Origin of the sequence: Mesorhizobium sp. WSM3879, assembly GCF_002294915.1 — a bacterium.
Taxonomy (GTDB): Bacteria; Pseudomonadota; Alphaproteobacteria; order Rhizobiales; family Rhizobiaceae; genus Mesorhizobium.
The window spans coordinates 282,457-309,184 of the sequence record NZ_NSFZ01000005.1; the positions used below are offsets into that span (position 1 = coordinate 282,457).

General features: G+C 63.5%; 23 protein-coding genes and 1 tRNA gene. 9 read left to right on the plus strand and 15 right to left on the minus strand.

The features are described 5' to 3' along the window. The first annotated feature begins 1 nt into the window (after position 1). Positions 2-1,900, plus strand: a complete 1,899-nt coding sequence (locus CK218_RS14305) for an ABC transporter ATP-binding protein (RefSeq protein ID WP_095828128.1) — start codon at positions 2-4, stop codon at positions 1,898-1,900. Here the strand turns inward: CK218_RS14305 and CK218_RS14310 are convergent. Then, the gene (locus CK218_RS14310) at positions 1,871-2,137 is read right to left on the minus strand and encodes an exopolysaccharide production repressor exox (protein WP_095828217.1); all 267 of its coding nucleotides are present in this window, start codon (positions 2,135-2,137) and stop codon (positions 1,871-1,873) included. The genes CK218_RS14305 and CK218_RS14310 overlap by 30 nt on opposite strands. A 606-nt stretch (positions 2,138-2,743) precedes the next feature. Between CK218_RS14310 and CK218_RS14315 the strand changes: the two genes are divergently transcribed. From CK218_RS14315 to CK218_RS14325, 3 genes are all read left to right on the plus strand, one after another. After that, entirely contained in the window at positions 2,744-3,421 is a 678-nt protein-coding gene (locus tag CK218_RS14315; RefSeq protein ID WP_067003431.1) for a sugar transferase, read from the plus strand. A gap of 175 nt (positions 3,422-3,596) precedes the next feature. After that, positions 3,597-4,784 (plus strand): polysaccharide biosynthesis/export family protein, encoded by a 1,188-nt coding sequence (locus tag CK218_RS14320; RefSeq protein WP_095777021.1) that lies wholly within the window; start codon positions 3,597-3,599, stop codon positions 4,782-4,784. A gap of 106 nt (positions 4,785-4,890) precedes the next feature. Next, positions 4,891-5,985: an acyltransferase gene (locus CK218_RS14325; RefSeq protein ID WP_095828129.1), complete on the plus strand. Its 1,095-nt coding sequence runs from the start codon at positions 4,891-4,893 to the stop codon at positions 5,983-5,985. A gap of 111 nt (positions 5,986-6,096) precedes the next feature. Here CK218_RS14325 and CK218_RS14330 read toward each other — a convergent pair whose 3' ends face one another. Continuing rightward, complete coding sequence (locus CK218_RS14330; RefSeq protein ID WP_095828130.1) at positions 6,097-7,380, minus strand: O-antigen ligase; 1,284 nt, start codon at positions 7,378-7,380, stop codon at positions 6,097-6,099. 628 nt (positions 7,381-8,008) lie between these two features. On the opposite strand from CK218_RS14330, the gene CK218_RS14335 reads away from it, so the two are divergent. The 4 genes from CK218_RS14335 to CK218_RS14350 all read left to right on the plus strand — a co-directional run bounded on the left by CK218_RS14335 (position 8,009) and on the right by CK218_RS14350 (position 13,420). After that, positions 8,009-8,938 (plus strand): TIR domain-containing protein, encoded by a 930-nt coding sequence (locus tag CK218_RS14335; protein WP_095828131.1) that lies wholly within the window; start codon positions 8,009-8,011, stop codon positions 8,936-8,938. A gap of 101 nt (positions 8,939-9,039) precedes the next feature. Beyond that, positions 9,040-9,690, plus strand: a complete 651-nt coding sequence (locus CK218_RS14340; protein WP_095828132.1) for a bifunctional DNA primase/polymerase — start codon at positions 9,040-9,042, stop codon at positions 9,688-9,690. Beyond that, positions 9,687-11,858, plus strand: a complete 2,172-nt coding sequence (locus CK218_RS14345) for a glycosyltransferase (RefSeq protein WP_095777016.1) — start codon at positions 9,687-9,689, stop codon at positions 11,856-11,858. The genes CK218_RS14340 and CK218_RS14345 overlap by 4 nt, the downstream gene beginning before the upstream one ends. After that, a complete protein-coding gene (locus CK218_RS14350) occupies positions 11,855-13,420 on the plus strand; it encodes a glycosyltransferase (protein ID WP_095828133.1) in 1,566 nt (521 codons plus the stop codon). The genes CK218_RS14345 and CK218_RS14350 overlap by 4 nt, the downstream gene beginning before the upstream one ends. 85 nt (positions 13,421-13,505) lie before the next feature. Here CK218_RS14350 and CK218_RS14355 read toward each other — a convergent pair whose 3' ends face one another. From CK218_RS14355 to CK218_RS14415, 13 genes are all read right to left on the minus strand, one after another. Next, complete coding sequence (locus tag CK218_RS14355) at positions 13,506-14,087, minus strand: DUF1349 domain-containing protein (protein WP_095828134.1); 582 nt, start codon at positions 14,085-14,087, stop codon at positions 13,506-13,508. 12 nt (positions 14,088-14,099) lie between these two features. Beyond that, positions 14,100-15,539: an aldehyde dehydrogenase family protein gene (locus tag CK218_RS14360; RefSeq protein ID WP_095828218.1), complete on the minus strand. Its 1,440-nt coding sequence runs from the start codon at positions 15,537-15,539 to the stop codon at positions 14,100-14,102. Between the two features lie 189 nt (positions 15,540-15,728). Further along, complete coding sequence (locus CK218_RS14365) at positions 15,729-16,214, minus strand: hypothetical protein (protein ID WP_067003420.1); 486 nt, start codon at positions 16,212-16,214, stop codon at positions 15,729-15,731. 404 nt (positions 16,215-16,618) lie between these two features. Further along, entirely contained in the window at positions 16,619-17,686 is a 1,068-nt protein-coding gene (ugpC, locus tag CK218_RS14370) for a sn-glycerol-3-phosphate ABC transporter ATP-binding protein UgpC (RefSeq protein ID WP_095828135.1), read from the minus strand. A 3-nt stretch (positions 17,687-17,689) separates the two neighbouring features. Next, entirely contained in the window at positions 17,690-18,538 is an 849-nt protein-coding gene (locus CK218_RS14375; RefSeq protein ID WP_067003416.1) for a carbohydrate ABC transporter permease, read from the minus strand. Next, a complete protein-coding gene (locus tag CK218_RS14380; protein WP_095828136.1) occupies positions 18,538-19,461 on the minus strand; it encodes a sugar ABC transporter permease in 924 nt (307 codons plus the stop codon). The genes CK218_RS14375 and CK218_RS14380 overlap by 1 nt, the downstream gene beginning before the upstream one ends. 276 nt (positions 19,462-19,737) lie before the next feature. Continuing rightward, positions 19,738-21,015 (minus strand): sugar ABC transporter substrate-binding protein, encoded by a 1,278-nt coding sequence (locus tag CK218_RS14385; protein WP_095828219.1) that lies wholly within the window; start codon positions 21,013-21,015, stop codon positions 19,738-19,740. A 25-nt stretch (positions 21,016-21,040) separates the two neighbouring features. Beyond that, a complete protein-coding gene (locus CK218_RS14390) occupies positions 21,041-22,243 on the minus strand; it encodes a PLP-dependent transferase (protein ID WP_095782261.1) in 1,203 nt (400 codons plus the stop codon). Further along, positions 22,240-22,971, minus strand: a complete 732-nt coding sequence (locus tag CK218_RS14395) for a FadR/GntR family transcriptional regulator (protein WP_095828137.1) — start codon at positions 22,969-22,971, stop codon at positions 22,240-22,242. Before CK218_RS14395 ends, CK218_RS14390 begins: the two co-directional genes overlap by 4 nt. A gap of 129 nt (positions 22,972-23,100) precedes the next feature. Beyond that, on the minus strand, positions 23,101-23,802 hold the full coding sequence (locus CK218_RS14400) for a DUF2161 family putative PD-(D/E)XK-type phosphodiesterase (protein ID WP_095828138.1): 702 nt from the start codon (positions 23,800-23,802) through the stop codon (positions 23,101-23,103). 62 nt (positions 23,803-23,864) lie between these two features. Then, a complete protein-coding gene (locus CK218_RS14405; protein WP_245299804.1) occupies positions 23,865-24,215 on the minus strand; it encodes a hypothetical protein in 351 nt (116 codons plus the stop codon). 132 nt (positions 24,216-24,347) lie between these two features. Further along, positions 24,348-24,423, minus strand: a tRNA-Ala gene (locus CK218_RS14410). Positions 24,424-24,599: 176 nt separating this feature from the next. Next, on the minus strand, positions 24,600-24,995 hold the full coding sequence (locus CK218_RS14415) for a TIGR02300 family protein (RefSeq protein WP_067003406.1): 396 nt from the start codon (positions 24,993-24,995) through the stop codon (positions 24,600-24,602). A 195-nt stretch (positions 24,996-25,190) separates the two neighbouring features. Here CK218_RS14415 and aroA point away from each other — a divergent pair, with 195 nt between their 5' ends. Then, positions 25,191-26,549 carry a 3-phosphoshikimate 1-carboxyvinyltransferase gene (aroA, locus tag CK218_RS14420; RefSeq protein WP_067003404.1) on the plus strand — a complete coding sequence of 453 codons (1,359 nt, stop codon included), beginning with the start codon at positions 25,191-25,193 and terminating at the stop codon, positions 26,547-26,549. Positions 26,550-26,728: the final 179 nt, after the last annotated feature.

A 26,728-nucleotide genomic window follows, 5' to 3' on the forward strand; every position in this document is an offset into this window, starting at 1 on the left:
CATGGCCTGGTCCTCGAAACTTCGCCTGACACTTTTGCGGGACGTGGCCGGCTTCGGTGGTGTCATGGCGCATATCGGCGGGCAGCGCACGCTGACGGCGCTTGCTTTCCTGGTCCTCGGGAGTGTGACCGAGGGCCTTTCGATCCTGCTTTTGATCCCGCTCTTGCATCTGATCGGCAGTGCCGACCAGGATTTCGCCGTGCGCGTACCGGGCGCCTTGCGCTGGCTGGTGCCGGGCGGGACGCTCTCGCTGGCGACGGTGCTCTGCCTGCTCGTCGCGCTGGTGGCGCTGCAGGCGATGTTCAACCGCTTCAAGTCGCTCTACATGGCGCGGCTGCTCTACGACTTCGTCAACCGGGTGCGCATGAACCTGTTCGAGAGCATCGGCAAGGCGCGCTGGGGTGTCTTCACCCGCATGCGCAGCTCCGATCTCGACCACGCGCTGACCGGCGACATCGACCGCGTTCAGTCCGCAGCCTTCTCGCTGCTGATGCTCGCCCAGACGGCGCTGCTGCTTGCCGGCTATCTCGTGGTGTCGGTGTTCATCTCGCCGGTGATGACGTGCTTCGCCATCCTGATCGGCGTGCTCTTGTTCATCGCGCTGCAGCCCTTCCGTGCGCGCGCCACCGCCTACGGTCGCGTGCTGACCGGCAGCCGCCAGGACCAATACCGCACGGTGTCGGAGTTCCTCGGCGGCATCAAGGTGGCCAAGAGCCTGAATGTCGAGGCGAGCTATTTCGCGCAACTCCGCGCGACGCTGGACAAGATGAAGGCGGACAATGTCGCCTATGTCCGCAACAGCACCATCGGCACCGCGCTTTTCCAGGTCGCGAGCGTAATGGGGCTCAGCCTGTTCATCTACATCGCGCTGGTCCGCTTCCATCTCTCCCTTGCGGAACTCGTCGTGTTGCTCCTGGTCTTCATGCGGGTCGCGCCCCGCTTCATGGACATGCAGGTGCAGGCGCAGCAGATGCTGATCAACCTGCCGGCCTACACCGCCATGCAGGCCCTGCAGGCGCGCTTCGATGCCGAGCGCGAGATGGAGCCCGGCGATGCCGCGCCGAACGCAAGGCTGTCGCTCGACAGGGGCCTGGATATCCGCGACGTCTCGTTCGCCTATGGCGACGGCGATGGAAGGCCGGTGGTGAGCGGCATTAGCTTCGGCCTTCCCGCTGGCGAGGTGACGGCGCTGATCGGCCCGTCCGGTTCGGGCAAGAGCACGATCGCCGACATGCTGCTTGGGCTGCTCGAGCCGAGCCAGGGCGGGATCCTGGCGGACGGTGTCGAGATCACCGCGCAAAACCGCAGGGCCTGGCGCGGCCAGGTGGCCTATGTGCCGCAGGACGTGTTTCTGCTGCACGACACAATCGGCGCCAATCTGCGCCTGGCGGCGCCGCAGGCCGGCGACGAGGAGCTTTGGGCTGCGCTGCGCAAGGCTCATGCGGCCGACTTCGTCGAGCGGCTCGACGGGAGGCTCGAAACGGTGGTGGGCGATCGCGGCGTCAGGCTTTCCGGCGGCGAACGTCAGCGCATCGCGCTGGCACGGGCGCTGCTGCGCGAACCCTCGCTGCTCATCCTCGACGAGGCGACGAGCGCGCTCGACTGGCAGAATCAGTCGCTGATCGCTCAATCGATCGAGGAACTGCGCGGCAAGATGACTATCCTCACCATCGCGCATCGGCCGTCGATGATCGCCTTTGCCGACTGGGTCGTGGCCATCGAGGGCGGCCGCATCGTCGAGGTCGGGCAATATCAGCGGCTGAAAGCAAAGTCGGGCAGCCGGCTGGCCAGGATGCTCTCCGGCGAACGGGCCGAACGGGAAACCGCAACATTGGCCGACAATACGCCGCCCCCGGCGCCGGCTGAAAGATCAGCGGAGGCTGCCGCGCCGGGCGGTTAGCTTTTCGCCATCGGGCACCTTGATGCCGCGGTCGGCCTGCCGCGCCTTGTCGGCGGGTATCGGCCCGCTCCTTGCGATCATGGCGAACACCAGAACGAAGTACCCCACCTGAATGCCGACAGCGCAAATCACGGCGCGCATGATGATGGTGCCAAGCGATTCGCCGTCGAGCCAGGACCAGCCGACTACAACAGCGAGCGTGAATATCATCCCGACGATGAACTTTGGCAAAGACATGCTCGTCGGCCCGTCAACCGGCACGCGCATGCAAAGGCTGTGGCTTACCCACCCGCGTAACTCCCCGTTCCGCCAGAGAGCTATTTCTGGCTGCCCAATCCGACCGGTTGCTTCCGGCCTTTCCGACCCATCCAGACTATGACAGCAACAGTTTGCCACTCTATTAAGGCGAGACCTTTGCGGCAAGGCCAAATGCACATGAAGCCACGGGTTTCGCGGCATCGACTCTGCCATGCTGCGGCGCACACCCCTGCATCGCCACCTATTCACTATAGCGAAATCCTCGACAGTAGAACCCGAAACATTAACCAGTATTTAATGCGAAGAACTTACCTGAGCGAGTGATTCCTACGACGTGCAACCGTCGTTCGTCTGCAGCAAAGAATGCACTGCCCAAAATCAGCCCAAAAGCTGTACTACATCTCCCAAAAAACGTCTCACCTTGTCATAAACATGCCACAAAGGCCAAAATTTGGGCAGGGCAGGTTTATTATTTGATCAATTCATGACGGGAACATTTCACGCGAATGGGAAATTGTGTGTTGCGCTGCAGCATTTTTTTGGTATCGTGCCGTAAACCATCCGTTCAACGTATGGAGCTTTTGCATGAGGGACGTCGCCAAGCCGGCTAATGCGGGTTTTTCGCAGGCCGGCATTGATTTTCCACCCCCCATCGGCGGTCTGCTCAAACGCAGTTTCGATATCGTCGGTTCCCTGGCGGGTCTGGTCCTGCTCAGCCCGCTTTTCCTGATGGTCGCCCTGCTGGTCAAGCTTTCCGACCGCGGCCCGATCTTCTACGGCCACAAGCGGATCGGTCGCGGCGGAAGGATTTTTGCCTGCCTCAAATTCCGCACCATGGTGCAGGATGGCGAGAAGGTGCTCGCCGCGCACCTGGCCGCGAATCCGGATGCCGCCGCCGAATGGGCGGCGACGCGCAAGCTGAAGGACGATCCGCGCGTGACGCGTGTCGGCGCGGTGCTGCGGAAGCTCAGCCTTGACGAGCTGCCGCAAATCATCAACATCCTGCAGGGCGACATGAGCCTGGTCGGGCCCCGCCCGGTCGTACGCGACGAGCTCGAGATCTACGGCAGCGCCGCAGTCTATTATCTGAAGTCGCGCCCGGGCCTCACCGGGCTGTGGCAGGTGAGCGGGCGCAACGACGTGTCCTACGACACGCGCGTCGCCTTCGATCGCCACTATGTCGAGAACTGGTCGATGGTCGAGGACATTCGCATCATCGTCAAAACCGTGCCTGCCGTGTGGATGGCGCGCGGCAGCTATTGACCGCCAGGCCTGTCCCGCCAATCTCGGGACAGGCGTCCGGCAGTAATCTCATCGGGCGGATGGGGCTAACGCGGATCGGAAACGTTCATTGAAAAACCACCCCCTCGGATTCCTTTCCAAGGCGCCCAGCCGATTTGCGGCCGTGGCGCTTGCCCTGTCTCTTGCGATTCCCACCATGGCGGTGGCTGGAGACTATCGTCTCGGGCCGCAGGACAAGCTCAACATCCGCATTGCCGAGTGGCAGACGGTCGACGGCACGTTCCGCGACTGGTCATCCATCAACGGCGACTATTCGGTCGGCCCCGCCGGCACGCTCTCGGTACCGTTCGTCGGCGAGATGCAGGCGGCCGGCAAGACGACCTCGGAGATCGCTGCCGCGATCGGTCTCGCGCTGCAGCGCAAGCTGGCACTGCCCGACAAGCCTGAAGCCTCGGTCGAGATGGCGCAGTTCCGGCCATTCTACATTTCGGGCGAAGTGCAGAACCCTGGCCAGTTCCCCTACGTGCCGGACCTTACGGTACTGAAGGCGGTGAGCATCGCCGGCGGCATCCGGCGCAACGCCGATTACGGCCCTCAGCTCGGCAAGGACCTGGTCACCGCCAAGGGCAGTTTCGATATCTATGACGACCAGCGGCTGCGGCTGATCATAAAGCGTGCCCGCATCGACGCAGACCTTGCCGGCAAGACGAGCTTCGAGATTCCGAAGGAGGCTGCGGACGACCCGAGAACGCAGGCCATCGTTGCCGACGAGATGCAGATCCTCACGGCCGACCAGAAGGCGCTGAAGCTGAAGCTGGATGCGCTCGATGACCTGAAAGGCGTGCTCGAAGGCGAGATTGAATCGCTGCAGAAGAAAATCGCCAATCAGCAGCAGCAAGTGGATCTGGCGCAGCAGCAGCTCACCAGCATCGGTCCGCTGGCCCAGAAGGGCCTTGTCGCCAATGCGCGACTGCTCGATTCGAAACAGTCGGTGGCGGACCTGCAGGGCAAGATCCTCGATTATGAGACGGCCATCCTCACCGCCAAGCAGTCGATCAGCAAAGCTGATCAGGACGCCATCGATGCCCGCAACACGCTCAATTCCAACCTGGCCGCGAGCCGGCAGCAGGCCGAGGCCGACCTGAACGAGGCGACGCTGAGGACTGCCATGCAGAAGGGCCTGATCGCCGCGGCCTCGGATCCCGCAATGGCGGCTGCCATAACAGGGGGCCAGGAACCGGCCCTGCTGTATTCGCTGGTGCGTGTTGCCGACGGCAAGACCAGCGAGATTGACGCCAAGGAAGACACGCCGGTGCTGCCGGGCGACGTCATCAAGGTGAAGCTGGCGCCGAGTGCCGGCGGCCCACCCATGGCCAGCCAGTAGCCAGGCGCCCGGGCCTCGCTCAGCGCGGTCCGCGGGAGGAACAAGTCAGGCTCGTTCGCGCCAAGGTGCGGGCGAGCAATCTGTTTGGACCGCTTGAAGGCATAGCATGCAGCCTGCCGCTCCGCGTCACGTCTACCTCAACCTCGACGCCATCCGCGGCGTCGCGGCGATCAGCGTGATGCTCTATCACTTCTCGCCCTTTCTGGCCGACGGCAAAGTGCTGCCGTCGAGCTATCTTGCGGTAGACCTGTTCTTCCTGCTCAGCGGCTTCGTCATCGCCCACGCTTACGACCGCAAGATCGAGAACGGCATGGGCTTCGGCACCTTCCTGGCCATCCGCCTGATCCGCCTCTACCCGCTCTACCTCGTCGGCACGTTGCTCGGCTGCTTCTATCTGCTGATCAAGAACAGGCTGATTGCGACGGAATACATGCCGTTGTCGGAGATCGGCACGCAGCTCACGACAGGCATGCTCTTCATTCCGCTGGTCGGCGATGCCTACCATACGATCTTTCCGCTCAATCCCGCTTCGTGGTCGCTGTTCTTCGAGCTGATCGTCAACATCGCCTATGCCGCCGTCTTCTTCCTGCTGTCGAAACGTGTGCTGACGGCGCTGGTAGCTGTCAGCCTGGTGCTGCTGATCGTCGCCTCAGCACTTGCCGGCACGCTCGATTTCGGCATGACCGGCAAGACCATCATTAGCGGGCTCCCGCGCGTGTCGTTCTCCTTCTTCCTCGGCGTGCTGCTCTGCCGGTCGATGGCGCGCTACCAGGATGGCCTCGGCTTTCTGCGGCGCGGCTGGTGGGTCGAGGCCGCGATCCTGCTTACGCTGATCGTCTTCGCCATCGCGCCTGCGGGTGCTGCCGGGCGTGTCGCCTACGACCTCGCCTCTATCGCCGTCGTGTTCCCGCTGATGGTGGTGACCGGCGCGGTGGCACCGACGGCGCCGCGACTGGCTAACTTCTATGGCTGGCTGGGGCGGGTCTCCTACCCGATCTACATCATCCACACGCCGATGCTGATGATCATCGCGGGGGCCGGCAAGGCGGCGTCGGTCGACCCGTTCGCGCATCATCCCTGGTTCGGCATCGTGATGGCCGTTGTAGTCATCGTCATCGCCGACATTGCCACCCGCATCTATGACGAGCCGGTGCGCCGCTTCCTGCAGCGGCAAATGCAGCGCTCGCGAGCCGTGGCCTAAAGCGCGTCGCAATCTTTCAGATTTGCTCCATGCCCTTTTAGGTTTTGATTTTAAGCATGTCTTTGACCCGAAATCGGTTCTCGCTTTCGGGGGACTAGGCGAAAACCGCGATCAGACCGGCGCCGGCATGTGGCCGTTGGCAGGCTTTTCATCCTGGACAGGAATGGCAACCCGCCGTCGCCGGGCAACCGGCAGCGGGTTCAGCTTGAACAGCCCATAATAGACGATGAAGGAGGCCATGAAATAAGGGCCGAGGATCTCGACCTCGAAGAAGGAGCGGATTAGCATCAGCCCGACGGCGCCGGCGAGCACCACCGAATCGGCGCTCCAGACCCCGAACACCACCTTCGAGATATGGCCGTAGAAGGCGCGCAGGATGATCAGCGCCAGCATGGTGACGCCGACGAAGCCGATCTCGACCAGGGTCTCGATATAGGTGTTGTGGAAATGGAAGCCGGTGCGGGTCGTGATGTAGAACTCGGCCCACAACCGTTCCGGATCGGCGAACCCTTGCACCCAGTAGGCGGCATAGCCGTAGCCGAGCAGCGGGTGCAGCTGCGCCGCCTCCCAACCCTGCTGCCAGAGATAGGTGCGGCCGGTCAGCGTCGAATCCTTGCCGAAGATGCCGAGCACGACGTCCAGCAGGCCGAGGTTCAGCGCGGCCACAACGCCGGCCACCAACGCGCCGCCGCCGACCACGAACAGCACGCGGCGGTAGCGCCGCGACAGGACCCTGCTCATGGTGAGCAAGATGACGATGCCGAGCACCGCCGGCAGCGAGGCGACGGATGTCGCCGAGTGGGAGATTGCCAGCATGTATGCCGACATCAGGATGATCGGCGCGGTCCAGAAGAAGCTCAGCCAGTTGCGCCGGTAAAACATCAGGAAGACGAAAGACAAAAAGATGCCGAACGACGAGAAGAACCCGACCTGGTTCTTGGAGGCGAAGGCGCCGACGAAATTGAAGGTGCCGTCCATTATGTCCAGCGCGTAAGCGTTGACTTTCAGCGAGTAGAGCAGGACGACGAATATCCCGATCAGCGAGCCCAGGACCAGCGTCCGCACGCTGATGGTGCGGGCCGCGATATAGGCACAGCCGATATGCGAGGAATATTGCACCGCCGCACGCGCGCTGATGCCGGCAGCCTGCGACCAGAAGACCGACAGGCAGACATAAGTCGCGAAGAGTATCGGCAGCCAAGCGTTCGAGAGCTTCCAGGTGAAACGCCGGTAGTCGACGAAGAACAGCGGCAGCCAGACCGCGTAATAGGCGAGGATTAGGACCTGACCGAAATTGCTGGAATAGGCAAAGGCAAGAACGGAAACCGCGACGGCAAAGGCGCCATAGGCCTTGTTTGCCTCCGGATCGAGCAGAATGGATTTTGGAATCTTCATGCCGGATTTTTCGTCCGTTCAGCCTTGGAGCAATTCCAGGAAAAGTGTGTGACCGTCTTCCGTCGGGAATTGCGTAAACAACAGTTAGCGCGGTTCAGTGTCTGATAGCCGGCACGAGCCGATGTTCGGCCCTACCGGGTTCATTGTGCACTGCAGCATAATCTATCGCCCTATCGCCGATCGCTCAACCGGAAATGTCGCCACGGGCAAAGAGGCGTTATCACAGGCATATCGCACAGCGAAAAGGCCGGAATGGGGCGGCCCGTTGCTCGTTGCCGGATGATCCCTTCCGAAAATCGATTTCGATTATCGGCTCATGCGAGAACAGGTCCCCGAGCAAGATGCCCAGCGTCCGCCGCGTTCTTCCGAGCGGAGGAGCGTTGGCCTTTGTTCTTCGGCGTCGTCGCCGACTTTGCAATCTTGAAGTGTTGTCCTGAGTACGGTGCAGTCGATGACGACCGGGAGGTGGCAAAAGCTCGACATCACCACCGAGCGCGAGCTGTTCCTGCAGTTTTTCCAGCACCGCGCCGAGGTGTAGCGGCAGGCGTGTCATGGTAATGCAGTCGTTGCAATGAGATAGGACAACCGCCTACGCTGTGAGGACTCTTATCGCGCCGGAGAAAAACGAATGGCCAAGCCGCGAATCTTCCTGGGCTCGTCAGGAAAACAGAAGAAGCTGTTGCAAGCGCTGCAGCGTGGCCTTGAAGATATTGCCAATGTCGAACCTTGGACGACATCCTTCAATCCCGGGACGACAACACTGGGGCGTCTCCTCGAGCTGACGCGCGAGGTCGACTTCGCCGCTTTCGTGTTCGCCCAGGACGACTGGACGAGCGCGAGCCAGCCGGAATCGACCACCACTGTTCCCGCCCAGGCTTCTCCGCGAGACAATGTGGTTTTCGAGGCCGGCCTGTTCGGCGGGGTTCTCGGCATGCGCCGGACGTTCATCCTGCATGCGAATGGTGCCAAGCTTCCCAGCGATCTGCTCGGCCTGACGTCGGTACGCTACGGCGAGGCAGCGAACGCCGCGGAGACCAGAGCGATCAATCAAAAACTGCGAAATGCCATCGAAAATGAGGGGCGAGTCGCCCGCATAGAGGGGTTTTGGTGGCAGTTCTCCCTGTCAGAGCGCACGGCAAGGGAGCCTTCCGCGGTCAGTCTGCTGAGGATCTCGCGGGACCGCAACGGCGCGCTGGAGCTGAACGGCCGCTCATGGCAAGAGAATGGCAGCCTGTCGGCCAGATACTGGAGCGAGGCGTCGAAGGAGAAAGGAGAGTCTTCGGGCATCTTCTACTATTGGAACGGGGAACGGCCGTTGGACGCGAACGCGCCGCAGCTGCACGGGACAGGCGAAATCCGGCTGGAATCCGCCGAGCGCGCGTCCGGATATTTCACGACACGTTCGGACACGAATCCGGAGGTGAATGCGCGAACGTCCGGCGTCTATCTGCGCGCCGATCCGCAGGACTTAGCCATCCTGGACGGGAACGACAATCAGCGGCGCGTGGAGTTGATCGCAGAACGGCTAAGTCACTGGAAGTCGATCAAGAATGTCTGACGACAGTGCTGGCAGTCGCGGCGAAGGCGACGGCGCTTGACGAACGGACCGTTCGGCTCAACAGATTGTCGGGAACGTCTCGATCCCGGAACATTTGGCGGATGCAGGCTGGGGCACTGACCGACTATGCCATAAGGCTGTTCGAGCGCGGCTATATCTGCCTGCCGCTTCGTGCCGGCGGCAAGCATCTCGACCTCGCGGCCATGGAGTATGATCCGTTGCACCTGCGGACGTTGCGCAAGGACCTGAAGGAACTGGCGTTCACCTCCATCACCTTCCAACTGGCGCAGAAGCCGCCGGGCCGCAGCGACATCGCGCGCTGGTTTGGCGACTTTGCCGGCAATGTCGGCATATTGGGTGGATTTGCGAACCTGATGATCCTCGATTTCGATGACGACGCCGGCTACCGTGCCTGGCGGTCCAGTCACAAGGCGATTGCGAACGGCACGCCAATAGCAAAATCGCCGAGCGGATTTCATGTCTATCTAAGAACGCGGGAACCGGTGGTCTCTTCCAGCCTCCATTTCGGCTTGCGCCGGGTGGGTCACGCGAAGGCGCTGGGCGGTTATGTCGTGGGCTGCCCATCGGAGCTGAAGGACGGCTCCTCCTACAGCTGGATCGAAGGCCAGTCGCCATTCGACATGGAACCTCAGGTGGTGGGCAATCTTGACAGTCTTTCGCTGCGCCCGGTGTCGGTGCTCAAGCATTGCTATGACCGGCTGCTCAAGCGTGGCTTCTTCGAACAGCAATGAGCGGCTCACCTGTGGCGGCTGACATCACCGTCGTTATCCCGGCAAGAAACGCGGCTGCAACCATCGAAGCGGCACTCGGCAGTCTGGCTTCCGACAGAGCGGTCATCCGCGAGATTCTCGTGATCGACGACGGGTCGAACGACCAGACAGCTGCGATGGCGAGGCAAAGCGCGCACCGTCACGGCTTGCCGCTGGACGTGGTGGGCGTTCGACTGGGCAAAGCGGGCGCCGCGCGCAATGTCGGACTCGAGCGGGCAAGCGGCAGATCCATATTCTTTCTCGATGCCGACGACGAGGTGATGCCCGGCAGCCTGTCGCGGCTGAGCGCGGCGCTGGCAGGCCCGCCTCGCGCCGGCCTTGCCGTCGGGGCCAGCATACGGCGGACAAAAGGCCGGCCGGACAAGCTCAAGGCACCGCAAGGCTACGGCCCGGACCGGCGAGAGAATGTGCGGCGCTACCTTCGCAACGAAGTGTGGCCAATCGCGATGGGAAGCGCCCTGGTCGCCGGCTGGGCGACCGCAAACCTCCGCTTTCCGGAAACGATCGGCCTCGATGAGGACACCTGCTACTGGACCGCCGTGCTGGCCCGTGCGGACGTGGTTACCGTCGAGACCCCGGTGCTGCTCTACCACCATGACGAGGAACGTATGGCGCGCCGCTTCATCACGGCACCGCGCAGGACCTTCCTTGCCATAGCGCTGGAACTGGACGGGCTGGCTGCCGCCGGCGTCGAACGGGAGGCGGTGCAGTGGCGAAAGGCCTGGATAGCTCAGCGGATCGCCCGACAGTTGATCAGGCACCGCAAGTTCGCCGATGCTGGCGGCATGATGCGCGCGGTCCGAGCGCATAAGGAGCTGGGCCGCAGTTGGAAGGCGATGCGATATCTGGCCAGGATCCGAATCGGGCGACTGACCGAGACTGAGGCTAGGATGTCGCCAATGCCCAATTCAGCGACGTCGCGCCGCACGCTGATCATATGCCACGACCCGCCGTTTCCGCCGAGGTCCGGCGCCGATCTCCGGAATTTCGGCAACGCGACGGCGGCAGCCGCGTTCGGCCCGGTTTGCCTGGCCTCGCTCCTGCCGCGAAGCAGCGACGTCCAACCTGCCGGGCCCGACATTCGCGTGACTGAGCTCATGAACAAGTCCGAACCGCGAGCGCCTTCGCTCGCCCGCTGGAGGGCCAAGGGCGAGAGCCGGATACCGCTCCCGGCGCTGGCGCGGCTCAAGGCGCTCGTAGCGGATTTTCGCCCGGATACTATTGTCGTCGAAGGCGTTGGTCTGTTCAGATTTCTCGCTCCGTTGCGGCCGATGGTCCGGCAACTCGTTCTGGACATGCACAATGTCGAATCGGATCTCGCCGGTCAGTTGCCGCGCAAGAAGCGTTGGCGGCCGTTTTCCTCAGACCTCAGGGCGCTCGAGAGAAAGGCGGCAGCCATCGTCGACCGGATCTGGGTGTGCTCGCAACGGGACCGCCAGCGGCTGGAGGCGTTTGTCCGGCCGCAAGTCTCCGTCCACATCGTGCCAAACGGCATCCCGCGAGCGGACGAGCTGCCGCGGCTACTGCCGCTGCAGCGAGCCGTCTCGGATGCGTTTCCCCTTATCCTCTATGTTGGGCATCTGGGCTATCAGCCGAACGTCGACGCCGCCGAGCGGCTGGGGCACACCATCTTGCCCCGCATTCGCCAGACGCTGCCGACCGCGAAGCTCGTTCTTGCCGGCCGTTCGCCCGAGTCGCGCGTTCGCGCCCTGGCCAGACTGGATGGGGTCAGTCTGGTCGAAGATCCGGACGATATCAGACCTCTGTTGTCCGTTGCCCATCTCGGCATCGTCCCGCTTGCCATGGGCGGCGGCACGCGGATCAAGATCCTCGAAGCAATGGCCTGGGGGGTCCCGGTCATTGCAACGCCGCTGGCAGCCGAGGGTCTCGACCTGATTGAGGGCGACGAGGTGCTTCTGTCGGACACCGACGAGGGATTGGCCGACATGGCGGTCAGACTTTGTTCCGACGATGCGCGCATGGCCAGCCTTCGCGCCCGGGCCCATGACGCCGCATGGTCGCGGTTCGGGCCGCAAGCGATCCGCGAGGCCGTCGGTCAGGGCCTGGGCCTGGATGGCACCCGCGTCGACGCCGACTGTGACCAAGTTCAAGCCGTGAGCCGCGGATGATCCCGAGAATCCTGCACCAGACGTGGAAGACCGACATCGTCCCACCCCGTTTCCAAGGCTATGTCGACAGCTGGAAGCGGCATCATCCGGACTGGACGATGATGTTCTGGAACGATCGGACTTTGCTCGAGTTCGTGGCCGCACACTATCCCAGCTTCCTGCCGACCTTTTGCAGCTACGAGTATGGTATCCTGCGCGCCGACGCGGGTCGCTATCTGCTTCTCCACCATTTCGGCGGCGTCTATGCCGATATCGATTGCGAATGCGTGGCGCCGTTCGATCCGCTCCTGTGCGAGGATCGGATCGTGTTCTGCACGGAGCCGGACGCCCACGCACGCGTGCAGGCGGACTTTCGCGGATTGCCTTACCTTCTGTTCAACGGGACTATGGCCAGCCCGCCGGGACACCCGTTCTGGCTTCATTTGCTGTCGTTCCTGCCCGGGCTCGTCCGCGCAAAACAGGCGATCGACGCCACCGGGCCGTGCGTGCTTACCTCCGCGCAACTCGGCTATCCTGACCAGACGGCGTTTGCGATCCATCCGGCCGAATTGTACTCGCCTCTCGATTCGTCGGGAAAGCGGGCGGGCAGCGGCGGCATGACGTTGTCGATCCACCACTGGGCGGGCACATGGTGGACGCCGGAGAGGCCCACCCGGTTGCGGCATAGGCTGCGCAAGTTGATCTACCAGGCCCGGAACCGCCTGACGCGCGGGACTGTTTCCGATGAGCAAGCCGCCCGGCAAAGCGTCAGCCAAGCGGCCATCGCGGCGCCGCCGCCATTGGGATCCAACCTCGCCGTGCTGGTGCCGCTGCGCGATGCGGCCCAACACATAGAGCCATTCCTCGCCGCGTTGCGGCAGCTCGACTTCCCAAAGGACAAGATGAAGCTCGTCTTTTGCGAAGGCGACAGTTCAGATGGCAGCTGGGAGCGGTTGCAAGGCGCCACTGCGGCCCTGGGCAAGGACTATCGCGAAGTCGTGCTGCTGCGGAAAAAACTCGGCACCGAGCTTGACCGCGACAAGCGAGCGAACCGGCAGCTGCAACGCTTCAGGCGCAGCGGCATCGCCAAGGTGCGTAACCATCTGATCGATCATGGGCTGAGAGACGAGGACGACTGGGCGCTGTGGATCGACATCGATGTCTGGCGTTTTCCAGCGGACGTCGTGACCCGGCTGATTGCAAGGGGGCACCGCATCGTCGCGCCGCACTGCGTGAAAGTCCCAGGCGGCGACAGCTTCGACCTCAACAGTTTCGTCACTGTGCGGCACAACAGAGATCATAACTACTTCCGCCATGTTCACGACGGTCTCTATCAGCCTCCGCGGCACACACATGCAAGGCTGCATATGAGCGATGTCCGCCACCTCGACAGCATCGGCCTGGACGGTGTCGGCGGCACCATGCTCTTGGTCGATGCCGCCTTGCATCGCGGCGGCCTTCGCTTTCCGGAGATCCCCTATCGCGACCTGATCGAGACCGAGGGTTTCGGTGCCCTGGCGAACGATCTCGGCATCAGGCCGATCGGACTGCCGCGGCTGGAGATACAGCACGTCCCCTGGTGAGGCGCGTCTTTCCCAGTTTCCTTCCAGAAACGGCCGGCCGCGGAGGGCAGCGTCGCAGGTGCGCGCGGGCAGCGCCGCGCCACCATCAATCGTGCAACTCTCTCGCGATTGGCGGGCCCACGCTGAAGCCCGAGAACATCACCTCGAAGCCTTCGCGCTGCGGCGAGCAGCACATCATGCCGACGTCGACGCTCCGCGAGACTGGGAAATGGGCCAGCCGCACCGGTTTCCAGCGGCCGTCCGCGGCTTCGAGGTACTGAACGCGAATGGCTTCGGCGTGGCGGGTCAGACGGATCCGTACGCCGTCGGGGTCTGTCGAAATGCTGACCAGCGACCAGTCGGAGGTGTCGTTGGTGACGACAACGGAAAAATAGGCGAGACCGTCCGTGTATTCGATGCCGGCCTTGATCCAGTGCGTTTCGCTGAGCCGCAGCATCAGCCCGCCCTGATCGTAGAGCGCCTTGTATTCGCCCTTGACGGTGACCTCGGCGCTGAAGTCGCCCGCGACGGGACGATAGAGGAAATGGCCATTGTCGCGGCGGAAGCCGTAGAAGGTCTCGCGCCAAAAATCGGTCTCCTTGCCGGTGCGGACATGAAGCGTCCCCTCGCCGAACACATGGTGCGGCGGCGGGTTGAGCCAGGCCATTCCGGCGAAGTCGGACGTCATGACGCCTGCCCGTCAGCCGGCGAACGTATAGGCCGTCTTGACGGTGGTGTAGAACTCCATGGCGTAGCGGCCCTGCTCGCGCGGGCCGTAGCTCGAGCCCTTGCGGCCGCCGAACGGCACATGGAAGTCGACGCCCGCCGTCGGCAGGTTGACCATCACCATGCCGGCTTCGGAATTGCGCTTGAAATGCGTCGCGTGCTTCAGGCTTGTCGTGCAAATGCCGGAGGTCAGGCCGAACGGCGTGTCGTTGGCCACAGTCAGCGCCTCGTCATAATCCTTGACGCGGATGACATTGGCGACCGGGCCGAAGATTTCTTCGCGCGAGATGCGCATGGCGTTGGTGGCGCCGGTAAACAGCGCCGGCCTGAGATAGAAGCCGGGAGTCTCGCGCTCCAGCCGCTCGCCGCCGAAGGCGAGCTCGGCGCCTTCCTGGCGGCCGATGGCGATATAGTCCTCATCCTGCTTGAGCTGGGTCTGGTCGACGACCGGGCCGATCTGGGTCTTGGCGTCCAGCGCGTCGCCGATGACCAGCTTGTCCAGGCGCTCCTTCATGGCGTCGATGAAGCGGTCGTGGATGCCTTCGGTGACGATGAGGCGCGAGGACGCCGTGCAACGCTGGCCGGTCGAGAAATAGGCGCCGTTGACGGCGCAATCGACCGCGACCGCAAGGTCCGCATCGTCGAGCACGACGAGCGGGTTCTTGCCGCCCATCTCGAGCTGGAACTTGCGCATATGCTCCACACTCGCCGCGGCGACACGCTTGCCTGTGCCGACCGAGCCGGTGAAGGAGATGGCGTTGACGTCCGGGCTGTCGAGCATGGCCTGGCCGACGACAGAGCCCTTGCCCATGACGAGGTTGAGCACGCCCTTCGGCAGCCCGGCACGATGCAGGATGTCGACGATGGTCCAGGCGCTTTCGGGAACCAGTTCCGCCGGCTTGAAGACAATGGTGTTGCCGTAGGCCAGCGCAGGCGCAATCTTCCAGGCGGGAATGGCGATCGGGAAGTTCCACGGCGTGATGATGCCGACCACGCCGACGCCTTCGCGGGTCATCTCGATACCGACGCCGGGCCTGACGCTCGGCACCATCTCACCCGACAGCCGCAGCGTCTCGCCGGCGAAGAAGTCGAAGATCTGCGCGGCGCGGATGGTTTCGCCGACGCCTTCGGCCAGGGTCTTGCCTTCTTCACGGGCGAGAGACCGGCCGATCTCGTCCTTGCGCGCCATGATCTCGTCGGAAGTCTTCTTCAGCACGGTATGGCGCGCCAGCGGGCCGGAGCGCGACCAGCCCGGGAAGGCCGCCTTGGCGGCCGCGATGGCCTGCTTGGCCTCCTCCGGCCCTGCCGAGGCGTATTCGCCGACCACATCGTTGGTGTTCGACGGGTTGATGTTGCGCGAGCCGGCCTCGCCCAGCCACTCGCCGTCGATCAGGTTCTTGCGGAGCACGGTCATCTTCATTCCTTCGAGATTGGCAAGTGTGTTCGAGATTGGCTGGCGTGGCAAAGCGCCGATCATTTGTCAGACAAATGATATAGCCATGGTCGGCGCAAACGTCTACCCGAGAGCTTTCGATAAAGGTAGGCGCGCGGCGGTGGAAGTCCACCGGCTTCGTCCTTCACGACAAAGGCCTGACGGCCTCCTTCAGAGGGAGAACGACCAGAACAGGCAGGCGAGCGTTGCCGCGGCGAAGATGACGAAGAACAGGCTTCTGAGCAGGATGTTGCGGCGAAGCTCATTCATGGCGAGATGCGCGCCGACGATCGCCGGGACGAACAGGAAGCGCCAGTTGAGAATTGTCCAAGGCACCTCGCGCTGGCCGAGCGCCCATCGGGCGAGAAGCGAACCGACAATGGCGGCGAACAGCACGATCGTCGCCCAGAAGATCGCGTCGGCGGCATGCGTAAGCACAACCCCGGCGGCGCGGATGGGCAGGATCATCATCAACAGCGCGCTGAAGAAATAAATGGCGGCGATGGCAAGGAACGAACCCGCGTCGGCAATGCCGTCGAGACGCTTAACGCCGAAGGCGCCCTGGGGGTAGCCGTGCCTGGCGACCGCCAGCGACAGCGCCATCAGCAAGGCGCTCAGAACCGTGACCAATGCGAATGTGCCGAGAGCCTTGCTCATGCCGTTCCCTGTCGAGACGAATCACGGGAGTCTAGCAGAGCGCGGCCGCAGAAAACCGCAATTCACCTCGCGGCAGTATCGAAGCGTCAGGCCGAGACGAGTTCGGCCTTGCGCCGGGCCGTCCCGGCCGACGTCGATGAAGCGGCGCGCATGGCGGGCCAATTCCATGTTGTCGGTCCACAGATTCGCCAGATCGCCGTCTTCTTCGACAGGTTCTCGCCGACGATCTCGGAGGAGAAGGATTCGCGTCGAGCACGACATCCCAGGCAGGGGTCGGTGCAGGCGTGGCGACCGGGCTGGTCTTGTCCGGGATATTGGCCGACTATCAGGCGACCTGACCGGACTGTTCCAAGAGCCTGGCGCGTGGCCCGATTACACTCTGGACGCCTTCCGCCGGCGCTGACCTATCCGATGCGAGCGCCGCTTGCCGGATCGAACAGATGCAGCGCCGCTGGGTCCGCGGCGAGCCGGACCGCGTCGCCCGGTTTGACATTGCTGCGGCCCATGACGAAGACGCAGATCTGCTGGTTGGCCAGCCTGACATAGAATTGCGTCGACAGGCCGAGCGGCTCGACGACCTCGACCTGACCTTTCAGCGGGCCGTCGTCGGCCAGCCGGATGTGTTCCGGCCGCAGCCCGACGGTCAGCGCATCGCCATCCTTCAGCGGCAATCCGTCCGGCAGCCTCAGCTTCTGGCCGTCGCCCAGCACGGCATCGACCTTGCCGCCCTTGGCGACCTTTGCCGGCAAAAAATTCATGCCGGGCGAGCCGATGAACCCGGCGACGAAAGTGTTGGCGGGACGATCGTAGAGCTCCAGCGGATGGCCGACCTGCTGCACATAGCCGTCATGCATGACGACGATGCGGTCGGCCATGGTCATCGCCTCGACCTGGTCGTGCGTGACATAGACCGAGGTCGTCTTGAGCTGCTGGTGCAGCGCCTTGATCTCGGCGCGCATGTGGACGCGCAGCTTGGCGTCGAGGTTCGACAGCGGCTCGTCGAACAGGAAGACTTTGGGATCGCGCACGATGGCGCGGCCCATGGCGACGCGCTGGCGCTGACCGCCGGAAAGCTGGCGCGGCAGGCGGCCGAGAAACGTCTCCAGACCGAGGCGCTTGGCGGCGGCGCCCACCCTGCCGTCGATCGTCGTCTTCTCGGCCTTCTTCAGCATCAGGCTGAAGCCCATGTTCGAGGAGACGTCCATATGCGGGTAGAGCGCATAGGACTGAAACACCATAGCGATGTCGCGGTCCTTCGGCGCCACATCGTTGACCAGCCGCTCGCCGATGCGGATCTCGCCGCCGGTGACCTCCTCCAGGCCGGCGATCATGCGCAGCAGCGTTGACTTGCCACAGCCGGACGGGCCGACCAGCACGACGAACTCGCCGTCGGCGATCTCGAGATCGACGCCGTGCAGGATGCGCAGCGCTCCATAGTCCTTCTCGACATGTTGGAGGGTGACGGAAGCCATCGATTATCCTTTGACAGCGCCGGCGGTAAGGCCGGTGACGAGATAGCGTTGCAGGAAGGCGAAGAAGATGCAGACCGGGATCAGCGCCAGGATGGAGGCCGCCATCATCTGTCCCCAGTCGACGGCGAACTTGCCGATGAAGGTGAGCAGGCCGACGGCAAAGGTCTTCTGCTCGTCGCTGGAGATCAGCATCAGCGCGAACAGCAATTCGCTCCAAGCGGCGGTGAAGACGAAGCCGAGCGTCGCCCCCATGCCGGGCAAGGTGAGCGGCACGATCACCCGGCGCATGGCCTGGGCGCGCGTGCAGCCGTCGATCATCGCCGCCTCTTCCAAGTCCTTTGGAATGCTGTCGAAGAAGGACTGCATGAGGAAGGTGGCGAAGGCGGTGTTGAAGGCGGTGTAGATGATGATCAGCCCGGTCAGGCTGTTGGTCAGGCCGAGATCGCCCATGATGCGGTAGATCGGCGGGATGACCATGACCAGCGGGAAAGTCTGGGTCAGCAGAAGCAGGATCGCTAAAGTCGCCTTGCCGCGGAAGGTAAAGCGCGACATCGCATAGCCGGCAAGCGTGGCGATGACCGTGACCAGTGCCGCCGTCGACACCGAGACGATGACGCTGTTCAGGAAGTAGCGCGGGAAGTCGGAAGCCTCCAGCACGGTGTCGAAGTTCTTGAGCGTCGTTTCCGATGGCCAGAAGGTTATGCCTTCGGAATAGAGCAGCCGCTCCGGCGTCACAGAGATCTTTAGCGTCCAGAAGATCGGGAACAGCGCGAAGACGACATAGGCGGCGATCGCGGCGTAGAGGCCGATGCCGCCGGCGATGCGCGAAGAGGTGGAACGGCCGGCGATCATCAGACATGCCTCACAAGTGTGCGGCGGATGGCTATCAGGCCAACCGCATAGGCAATGAGCAGCACCAGCAGCAGCACCGCGACTGCGGACGCATAGCCTTTGTCCAGCGACTTGAAGGCGCTGACATAGATGTAGACCGGCACCGTGCTGGTCGAGCCTGCCGGTCCGCCCTCGGTCATGACGAAGATCAAGTCGGCGAAGGTCGCGATCCAGATGGTGCGCAGCATGACGGTGATGACGATGGTCGGCGCCAGGAACGGCAGCGTCACCTTGGTGAAGCGCTGCCAGGGCGAGGCGCCGTCGATGGCTGCCGCCTCATGCAGTTCCGACGGGATCGACTTCAACGCCGCAAGCAGCGTGATGGCGAAGAAGGGAATGCCGAACCAAATGTTGGCGACGATCGGCCCCCACATGGCTGTCGCCGGATCGGAAAGCACGTTGGTCGGCTCGGCCTTCAGGCCGAGCGCGAAAAGCCAGTGCGGCAGCGGGCCGATGATCGGGTTGAACAGCCAGGCCCAGGTAAGGCCGGAAAGAAAGGACGGCACCGCCCAGGGCAGGAACACCACGGCCTGCACGACCTTGCGGCCATAAAAGGGCTTGTCGAGCAGCAGCGCCAGACCAAGCCCGAGGAAGAACTGGAAGAACAGGCTGGCGGCAGTCCACCAAAGCGTGTTGACCAGCGCCTGGCCGAGCACCGCGTCCGAGAGCATCGCCTGGTACTGGCCGAGCCCGACATATTCCGATTTGAAGGCGGAGAATTTGCGGAAGGAATAGCTGATGCCGATGATCAGCGGCACCAGGAGCACGACGACCAGCAGGACGATAGCCGGCGAAAGATAAAGCCAGGGCTCGATCGCGGCCTTGCTCAGCCGCTTCTTGCGCGGCAGGCCGGTCGATCGGATTTCGGACACTGCGTAGGTCATCGATTTGGCTCTACGGGTGATGGTGAGGCCAGCGTGGCGACAGCGTCCTTCTCCCCATTCACGGGGAGAAGACGCCGGTTCACCCTCCGTAGCTGCAGCGCAGCTGCTGCGGAGGAAGGCAGGCAGATGAGGAGCGGAGCCGACTTTCAGGATTCGGCGCTGCCCCTCATCCGTCACTTGTCCGTGAATGTCGTTCTCCCAAAACCGCTTCGCACTTTTGGGCGACAATTCATCGGGTGACACCTTCTCCCCTCAAGCGGGGAGAAGGAAGAAAGGTCACTTCTTGTTCTTGGCCAGCCAGGCCTGCTGCTCCTTGGTCAGGAACGCCGCCCACTCGTCGGCCACCTGCTTGGCCGGCTTCTGGCCAAGCAGCACTTCCTGGAAGTTCTTGATCGCCACCTGGTCGACGAAGTTGCCGAGGTTTTCCAGATGCGTCGGCGGCGTCACCATTTCATATTTCGAGCTGTCGTTGAGCTCGGTGAACCAGCCCTTGAACTGCTCGGTCTTGAAGTGGGCGTCCTGATCGGCGCCGTTGTGGATCGGGACGACGCCGACTTCCTTGGCCCATTCCAGATTGTCCTTGGGCGACAGCAGCGTCGCCATCAGCTTCCAGGCTTCGTCCTTGTGCTGCGAATTGGCGAACATCGCCCAGCCGGCATAGCCCAGCGTCGGATAGGATTTGCCGCTCGGGCCGACCGGCAGCGGCGCGACCGCAAAGTCGTCGGCGCTCATCTTGTCGGCGATGCCGAGCAGCGCGTCCGGATCCTGGTTGAGCATGGCGCAGGTGCCGGAATAGAAGCCGGTCACCGTCTCGTTGAAGCCCCAGCTCACGGAATCCTTCGGCGCCAGGCCGTTCTTGTACATGTCGGCCAGCATCTGCAGCCCCTTGACCGAGCCCTCCTCATTGATGGTCGAAGTGCCGTCCTCGGTGAAATAGCCGCCCTTGCCGGCGGCGATGTTCATGAACATGTGCATGCCGTTGAAGGCGCCGGGACCGCCGCGCAGGCAATAGCCGTATTTGCCGGGGATGGCGGAGATCTTCTTGGAGAACTCGACGAACTCGTCGAGGTTTTCCGGCGGACGGTCAAGACCCGCTTCCTTGAACAGCTTCTTGTTCCAGAACAGCGCGTTCACATAGTAGCCGTAAGGGATCATGAACTGGGTGTTGTTGACTGTCGAGCCGAACTGCTTGGCGCGGTCGCCGAGCGTCTTGGCGTCGTCCCATTTGGCCATGTAGGGGCCGAGATCCTCGAGCTGGCCGTTGTTGGCATAGAGGCCCATCCAGCGTTCCGGCATCTCGACCACGTCGGGCGTGTCGCCGGCCTGGACCATGGTCAGGAATTTTTCGAATGCCTGACCCCAAGGCAGCGAGACGAGCTCGACCTTGATGCCGGGATTGGCCTGCTCGAATTCGGCGATCTGCTTCTTCAGGAATTCGGTGCGCGGCGGGCTGGTGATGACCTCGACCATCTTGATGGTGGTGTCGGCCAGCGCGGCCCCGGCGGAAATCGCCAGGCCGGCAGCGGCGGCAAGCAGGATTGTCAGTCTTTTCATGTTCGGAACTCCCATTTTGAACACCTTATTTTTTTGCCTTGTCGAAGGCCTGGGCGATGTCGGCCCAGAGATCCTCGACATTCTCCAATCCGACATTGAAGCGGATGGTTCGGGGGCTGACGCCGAAGCGCGCCATCGAATTCAGACCCGGCGTCTGCTCGAGCGAGGCTTTGGCCGGCACGACCAGGCTTTCATGGCCGCCCCAGCTGACGCCGATGCGGAACAGCTTCAGCGCGTCGATGAAAGCCGGAATGTCGACATCCTCCGCGACCTCGAAAGAGAACAGCCCGGCATAGCCGGCGAGCGTCTTCTTGCCGGGATGATTGGAGTAGGCGGGATGGTTGACCCGCTCGACCTTGCCATGCGCCTTCAGCCGCTCGGCGAGCGTGAGACCGCTCTTCATATGATGCGGCAACCGCAGCGGCAGCGTGCGCAGGCCGCGCAGCAGAAGCCAGCCCTCGAAAGGCGAGAGCTTGCCGCCAAGCGATGAATAGGTCTGCTCGTTGATGTGCTTGATATGCGCGGCCGAGCCCGCCACCACCCCGGCGACGGTGTCGCTGTGGCCGCCGAGATATTTCGAAGCCGAGTGCAGCACCAGATCGACACCATGCGAAATCGGCTTCTGGAAGACGGGCGTTGCCCAGGAATTGTCGATGGTGGTGACGATGCCCTCACTCTTCGCCAGCCGCGTCAGGTGCTCAATGTCCTGCAGCTCGAACATCATCGAGGTCGGGCTTTCGAGGTAGAGCAGCTTGGCGCCCGGAAGCGCCGCCGCCACCGCATCGGGGTCCGAGCCGTCGACATAGTCGACCTTGATTTGCAAGCGCGGGAACAGGCGCTCGAACAGGCGGTAAGCGTCGCCATAGCAGTTGCGTACGGCAACGATCCGTTCGCCGGCGCCGACGAAGGCGAGCACGGTGGCGCTGATCGCCGCCATGCCGCTGGAAAAGCCCCGCGCGGCTTCCGCACCTTCCAAGGCCGCGACGCGCGCCTCGAATTCCATCACCGTCGGGTTGTCGCCGCGCGAATAGATCGGCTGCCTTCTCCTGCCGGCAAAGGTGTCGGCCATTTCGGCGTAATTGTCGAAGGTGAAGAGCGATGTCTGGTAGATCGGCGGCACCACAGCGCCGCCGGGGAACGGATCGTCATGCGCGAGAAGCGTCGCCGCCTCGCCGAGATAGTCGCTGGCCAAAGAAGCCGGGTCGAACCCTGTGGGATGCTCGTTCATTTGCGGTCCAAAAGCTTGAGGTTGGCGGCGCCGCGCTTGAGGTCGTTTTCGACAGTAGCGATGAGCTTCAGCGCTTCGGCCCGGGCTCCCTCCGGGTCGTGCGCGGCGATGCGGTCGAAGATGGTGCGGTGATAGGGAAAGCTGGCATGGCCGAAATCGCGCACGCCGAGCGGATGCTCCCAGAAGCGGTGGAACAGCTCGTGCATGGCGCTGATGATCTGCTCGAACAGCGGATTGCCGGAGGCGCGGTAGACCGACTGGTGGAACTCCCAGTCTTCCTCCGACGACATGCCGGCGCGGCTGTGGAAGGCTTCTTCCATGATGTCGAGCTTGCGCTCGATCTCGGCGACCTCAGCCTTGCCGGCGCGGACGGCGCAAAGAGCGGCGGCCTCGGCCTCCAGCGCACGGCGGATCTCCAGGGTGCGCATCAGGCCGGCGAAGTCGTTGCCGCCGGCAAGGGTCAGCGGCATGTGCAGCATGTCGGGCGAAACCGCCGCCTTGAGGTAAGTGCCGCTGCCCTGGCGCCGCTCTACGAGGCCCAGCCCCTCCCAGCGGGTGAGTGCCTCGCGAACCGTGTTGCGGCTGACCTTGAGGCGCTCGGCCAGGATGCGCTCGGTCGGCAGTTTTTCACCGGGACCCAGCGCCTCCTGCCGCACGAAGCCGGCCAACGTCTTCAGGACCGCATCATCGCGGGCCGTCGTCTGGATCGGCGGGAGAGGGTCGGTCACGCTGGTGAATTCCGAAAGTGGTCCAATGGTCCAACCAATTTCTGCATGAACGAAGAGGTGAGTCAACCATGCCGGTCCGATTCGGCGATTTCGATCGATAGCCGAGGGTGCGCGGGCGGCGTCGGCCGGTCACGCGCCGAGCTTCGCTCCAAGCTGCTCGACCTGCAGCGGATCGTCTAGGATCCCATGAGATTGTGCGGCCTCCTGGCCGGCTTCGGTCAGAGCGTAGATGCCGCGCTCGGCCCTGGCGAACCAGCCATAATAGTTGTGCAGCAGGATGCTGGCCGCGCGGGGGGCGACGAGTTTCAAATCGCGCGGCCGCTTCGGGCCGTCGGCCATGGCAGCGGCGCAGGCAATTGCTTCCTGGCGGTATGCGGTCATGATCGGCTTTTGCCGCGTGCTGCCGCCGATGGAGGGATCGCCCTTGCGGCGGTGATGCTCCTCGACCAGCCGCGAGCGCCGCCTCGGGTCGCGCCGCGGCGGCACGGCGGCCGGGCTGAGCAGCAACTCGACCTTGCCTTTCCCGTCGACCGCGAGCAGGCCGAAGCCGAGCCGCCGGCAGAGCGCGCGAAAACGTCGATCGTGCTCGCGGCCCTTGCCGCGCGCCGACATCCGCGCGGCGAGCCAGACCTCGTCGCAGGCCGCCGCCCGATCGACGCCTTGCAGAACGAGCTCGAGATTGAACTGCAGCTTCAGCTCGCAGATGACGACCACGGGCGGCTCGCCTTCGCGCAACCCGACGATGTCGCAGCCGCCGACCTCGCCTTTGACGGTGAAGTCGAGGCTCTCGAGGAACCGCTTCACCGGTGCATAGAGGGACGTTTCCTGCATGGGAGAGGCATAGCCGATTCGAGCCCGGCCGACACGGCAGAAGGCGACGCGACCGCGGGCCGCTATTGCTTGGCAAACTGGCCCCTATAGGTCTGGCCGGCAAGCGTGTAGGTGCCGGCAAGCGTTCCGTCAGGCTGCATCGTAAACGTGATGTCTGCGCCGTTCGGCAGGCGTCCAAGCTTTAATGTGTTCCCGGCGATCCTGCCGGCGCCATCGGCGATCCCCGGCTTGTTGTCGGCCATATCGCCCCATGCGTAGCTGACCGTCACCTGCCCGGCCGGTGAAACGGTCAGCACGGCCAGCTTGCCTTCAAAGGTGCCATCCAGCCGTCCCGCCCAAATGCCTGAAAACGCCGCATATCGGGCGGGGACACTCTTGCCCGGAGGCGTGATCGCCACGGTTTGGTCGAGCACCGCAGTGTCCGGGACAGCGGGAGCCGCGACAGCAGCCGGGGCAGGTTGAGGAGGAGGAGGCGGGGCCTCGGATACCGATTGACAAGCGACAAGCGCCAATGCCGCGAAACCGAGCATCACAGAAAGACTGTTTGGTGGAGCCAATCGGAATCGAACCGACGACCTCTTGAATGCCATTCAAGCGCTCTCCCAACTGAGCTATGGCCCCACTCCCGGCAGTCAGCCGGCGCCGTTTCCGGCGAAGAGATCCGGCGCGGTTGGGCACCGCGCCGTCGTTTAGTGCTGGCGGCTTCTAGCGCCGCCTTCGGTCAAGATCAAGCCTTGAAAAGCCGCTTTTTCGTCACAGGTCAAAATGGCCGGCAAACAATCGCGCCGGGGCCGAAATCAGACCTCGTCCTCGTCGTCGCCGACGCCGATCATATCGGAAACGTCGTCGTCCTCTTCCTCCTCGTCGGCAAGGAAGGTGTCATCGTCATCGTCACCGAGATCGACATCATCCTCGTCGTCGCCGAGATCGGGCAGATCGTCGCCGCCGCCCTTGGTCTCCTCGTCCGCATCTTCGAGCGAGACGATTTCGGCGCCTTCTTCCTCCTCGGAGTCGACTTCCTTGTCGGCGACGTCCTCATCGTCCTCGATCGCGGAAATCTTGCCTTCCTCGAAATAGGAGCGCGGATAGCTCTTGCCGGTGTAGGGCGAGACGATCGGGTCCTTGTTCAGATCGTAGAATTTCCGCCCCGTTTCGGGGTCGACACGTTTTGTGCCAAGTTCAGGTTTTGCCACAGCAAGCCTCGTCAAAAAAAGAATGGTCCCCTTAACCGCAGTTTTCCGCGCTGTCAAAGCCAAAAGCCGGCATCGCAAAACCTTGCATTCGAAGGCCCGCGTGAGGGGATGACCATTGCGGCGCGCCGTGATACGAGACCGCCGCAACACGACGAATTGAGCCGGCCCGCCGGCGCCCGCATTTGGAACAGGACAATGTCTCACGCTGCCGCCCCGAAGCCGGCTACGGCCCGCAAATCCCCTGCCCTTGCCGGCACGGCGCGGGTGCCGGGCGACAAGTCGATCTCGCACCGCTCCTTCATGTTCGGCGGCCTGGCTTCCGGCGAGACGCGCATCACCGGCCTGCTGGAAGGCGAAGACGTGATGCGCACGGGCGCCGCCATGAAGGCGATGGGCGCGCATATCGAAAAGACGGGCGCCGAATGGGTGATCCGCGGCACCGGCAACGGCGCGCTGCTGGAGCCGGAAGGCCCGCTCGATTTCGGCAATGCGGGCACCGGCTCGCGGCTCACCATGGGCCTGGTTGGCACCTATGACATGGAGACGACCTTTATCGGCGACGCCTCGCTCTCCGGCCGGCCGATGGGCCGGGTGCTGGAGCCGCTGCGCCAGATGGGCGTGCAGGTGCTGAAAGCGGCGCCCGGCGACCGCATGCCGATCACGCTGCGCGGCCCCAAGCATGCCGCGCCGATAACCTATCGCGTGCCGATGGCGTCCGCCCAGGTGAAGTCGGCGGTATTGCTTGCCGGCCTCAACACGCCGGGCATCACCACCGTCATCGAGCCGGTGATGACGCGCGATCACACCGAAAAGATGCTGAAAGGCTTCGGCGCCAACCTGACCGTCGAGACCGACGAGCGCGGCGTGCGCCACATCTTCATCGAGGGCCAGGGCAAGCTCACGGGGCAGACTATCGCCGTGCCGGGCGATCCCTCCTCGGCCGGCTTCCCGCTCGTGGCGGCGCTCATCGTGCCGGGCTCGGATATCGTGATCGAGAACGTGCTGATGAACCCGACCCGCACCGGGCTGCTCCTCACATTGCAGGAGATGGGCGGCCGCATTGACATCCTCAACCCGCGCAATGCCGGCGGCGAGGACGTGGCGGACCTGCGCGTGCGCTCCTCCGACCTCAAAGGTGTCGTGGTGCCGCCGGAGCGGGCGCCGTCGATGATCGACGAATATCCGGTGCTAGCAGTCGCCGCTGTTTTCGCCGAAGGCGAGACGCTGATGCAGGGTCTGGAGGAATTGCGCGTCAAGGAATCCGACCGGTTGTCGGCGGTGGCCAACGGGCTGAAGCTCAACGGCGTCGACTGCAGCGAGGGCGAAGCCTCGCTCGCCGTGCGCGGCAAGCCCGGCGGCAAGGGCCTGGGCGCTCATCCCAACGGGCCGGACACGGCGGTGAAGACGCATCTCGACCATCGCATCGCCATGAGTTTCCTGGTGATGGGGCTGGCGACGGAAAAGCCGGTGACCATCGACGACGCCAACATGATCGCGACGAGCTTTCCGGAATTCATGGGGCTGATGAAGGGGCTCGGCGCCGAGATCGAGTGACGGGCGATGGGTTGGAGCCGAACCGAGATGCAGGCGGAACAGCACCCTGCTTTGTCCTGCCGGACATCTCCCCCGCAAGGGGGGAGATTGGCGGCTCCGGCGCTCCGCTCAATCCTGCAACTTAGACAATTGGCGCAAGCCGCGATGACGGCTGATCTCCCCCCAAGCGGGGGAGATGT

Bases quoted from the DNA above. Each gene is read 5' to 3' on its own strand.
- CK218_RS14305 (WP_095828128.1), top strand. From the start codon at position 2: ATGGCCTGGTCCTCGAAACTTCGCCTGACACTTTTGCGGGACGTGGCC.
- CK218_RS14345 (WP_095777016.1), top strand. From the start codon at position 9,687: ATGAGCGGCTCACCTGTGGCGGCTGACATCACCGTCGTTATCCCGGCA.
- CK218_RS14315 (WP_067003431.1), top strand. From the start codon at position 2,744: ATGAGGGACGTCGCCAAGCCGGCTAATGCGGGTTTTTCGCAGGCCGGC.
- CK218_RS14390 (WP_095782261.1), bottom strand. From the start codon at position 22,243: ATGAACGAGCATCCCACAGGGTTCGACCCGGCTTCTTTGGCCAGCGAC.
- CK218_RS14335 (WP_095828131.1), top strand. From the start codon at position 8,009: ATGGCCAAGCCGCGAATCTTCCTGGGCTCGTCAGGAAAACAGAAGAAG.
- CK218_RS14320 (WP_095777021.1), top strand. From the start codon at position 3,597: ATGGCGGTGGCTGGAGACTATCGTCTCGGGCCGCAGGACAAGCTCAAC.
- CK218_RS14360 (WP_095828218.1), bottom strand. From the start codon at position 15,539: ATGACCGTGCTCCGCAAGAACCTGATCGACGGCGAGTGGCTGGGCGAG.
- CK218_RS14325 (WP_095828129.1), top strand. From the start codon at position 4,891: ATGCAGCCTGCCGCTCCGCGTCACGTCTACCTCAACCTCGACGCCATC.
- CK218_RS14350 (WP_095828133.1), top strand. From the start codon at position 11,855: ATGATCCCGAGAATCCTGCACCAGACGTGGAAGACCGACATCGTCCCA.
- CK218_RS14375 (WP_067003416.1), bottom strand. From the start codon at position 18,538: ATGATCGCCGGCCGTTCCACCTCTTCGCGCATCGCCGGCGGCATCGGC.
- aroA (WP_067003404.1), top strand. From the start codon at position 25,191: ATGTCTCACGCTGCCGCCCCGAAGCCGGCTACGGCCCGCAAATCCCCT.
- CK218_RS14330 (WP_095828130.1), bottom strand. From the start codon at position 7,380: ATGAAGATTCCAAAATCCATTCTGCTCGATCCGGAGGCAAACAAGGCC.
- CK218_RS14385 (WP_095828219.1), bottom strand. From the start codon at position 21,015: ATGAAAAGACTGACAATCCTGCTTGCCGCCGCTGCCGGCCTGGCGATT.
- ugpC (WP_095828135.1), bottom strand. From the start codon at position 17,686: ATGGCTTCCGTCACCCTCCAACATGTCGAGAAGGACTATGGAGCGCTG.
- CK218_RS14310 (WP_095828217.1), bottom strand. From the start codon at position 2,137: ATGTCTTTGCCAAAGTTCATCGTCGGGATGATATTCACGCTCGCTGTT.
- CK218_RS14400 (WP_095828138.1), bottom strand. From the start codon at position 23,802: ATGCAGGAAACGTCCCTCTATGCACCGGTGAAGCGGTTCCTCGAGAGC.
- CK218_RS14365 (WP_067003420.1), bottom strand. From the start codon at position 16,214: ATGAGCAAGGCTCTCGGCACATTCGCATTGGTCACGGTTCTGAGCGCC.
- CK218_RS14380 (WP_095828136.1), bottom strand. From the start codon at position 19,461: ATGACCTACGCAGTGTCCGAAATCCGATCGACCGGCCTGCCGCGCAAG.
- CK218_RS14355 (WP_095828134.1), bottom strand. From the start codon at position 14,087: ATGACGTCCGACTTCGCCGGAATGGCCTGGCTCAACCCGCCGCCGCAC.
- CK218_RS14340 (WP_095828132.1), top strand. From the start codon at position 9,040: ATGCAGGCTGGGGCACTGACCGACTATGCCATAAGGCTGTTCGAGCGC.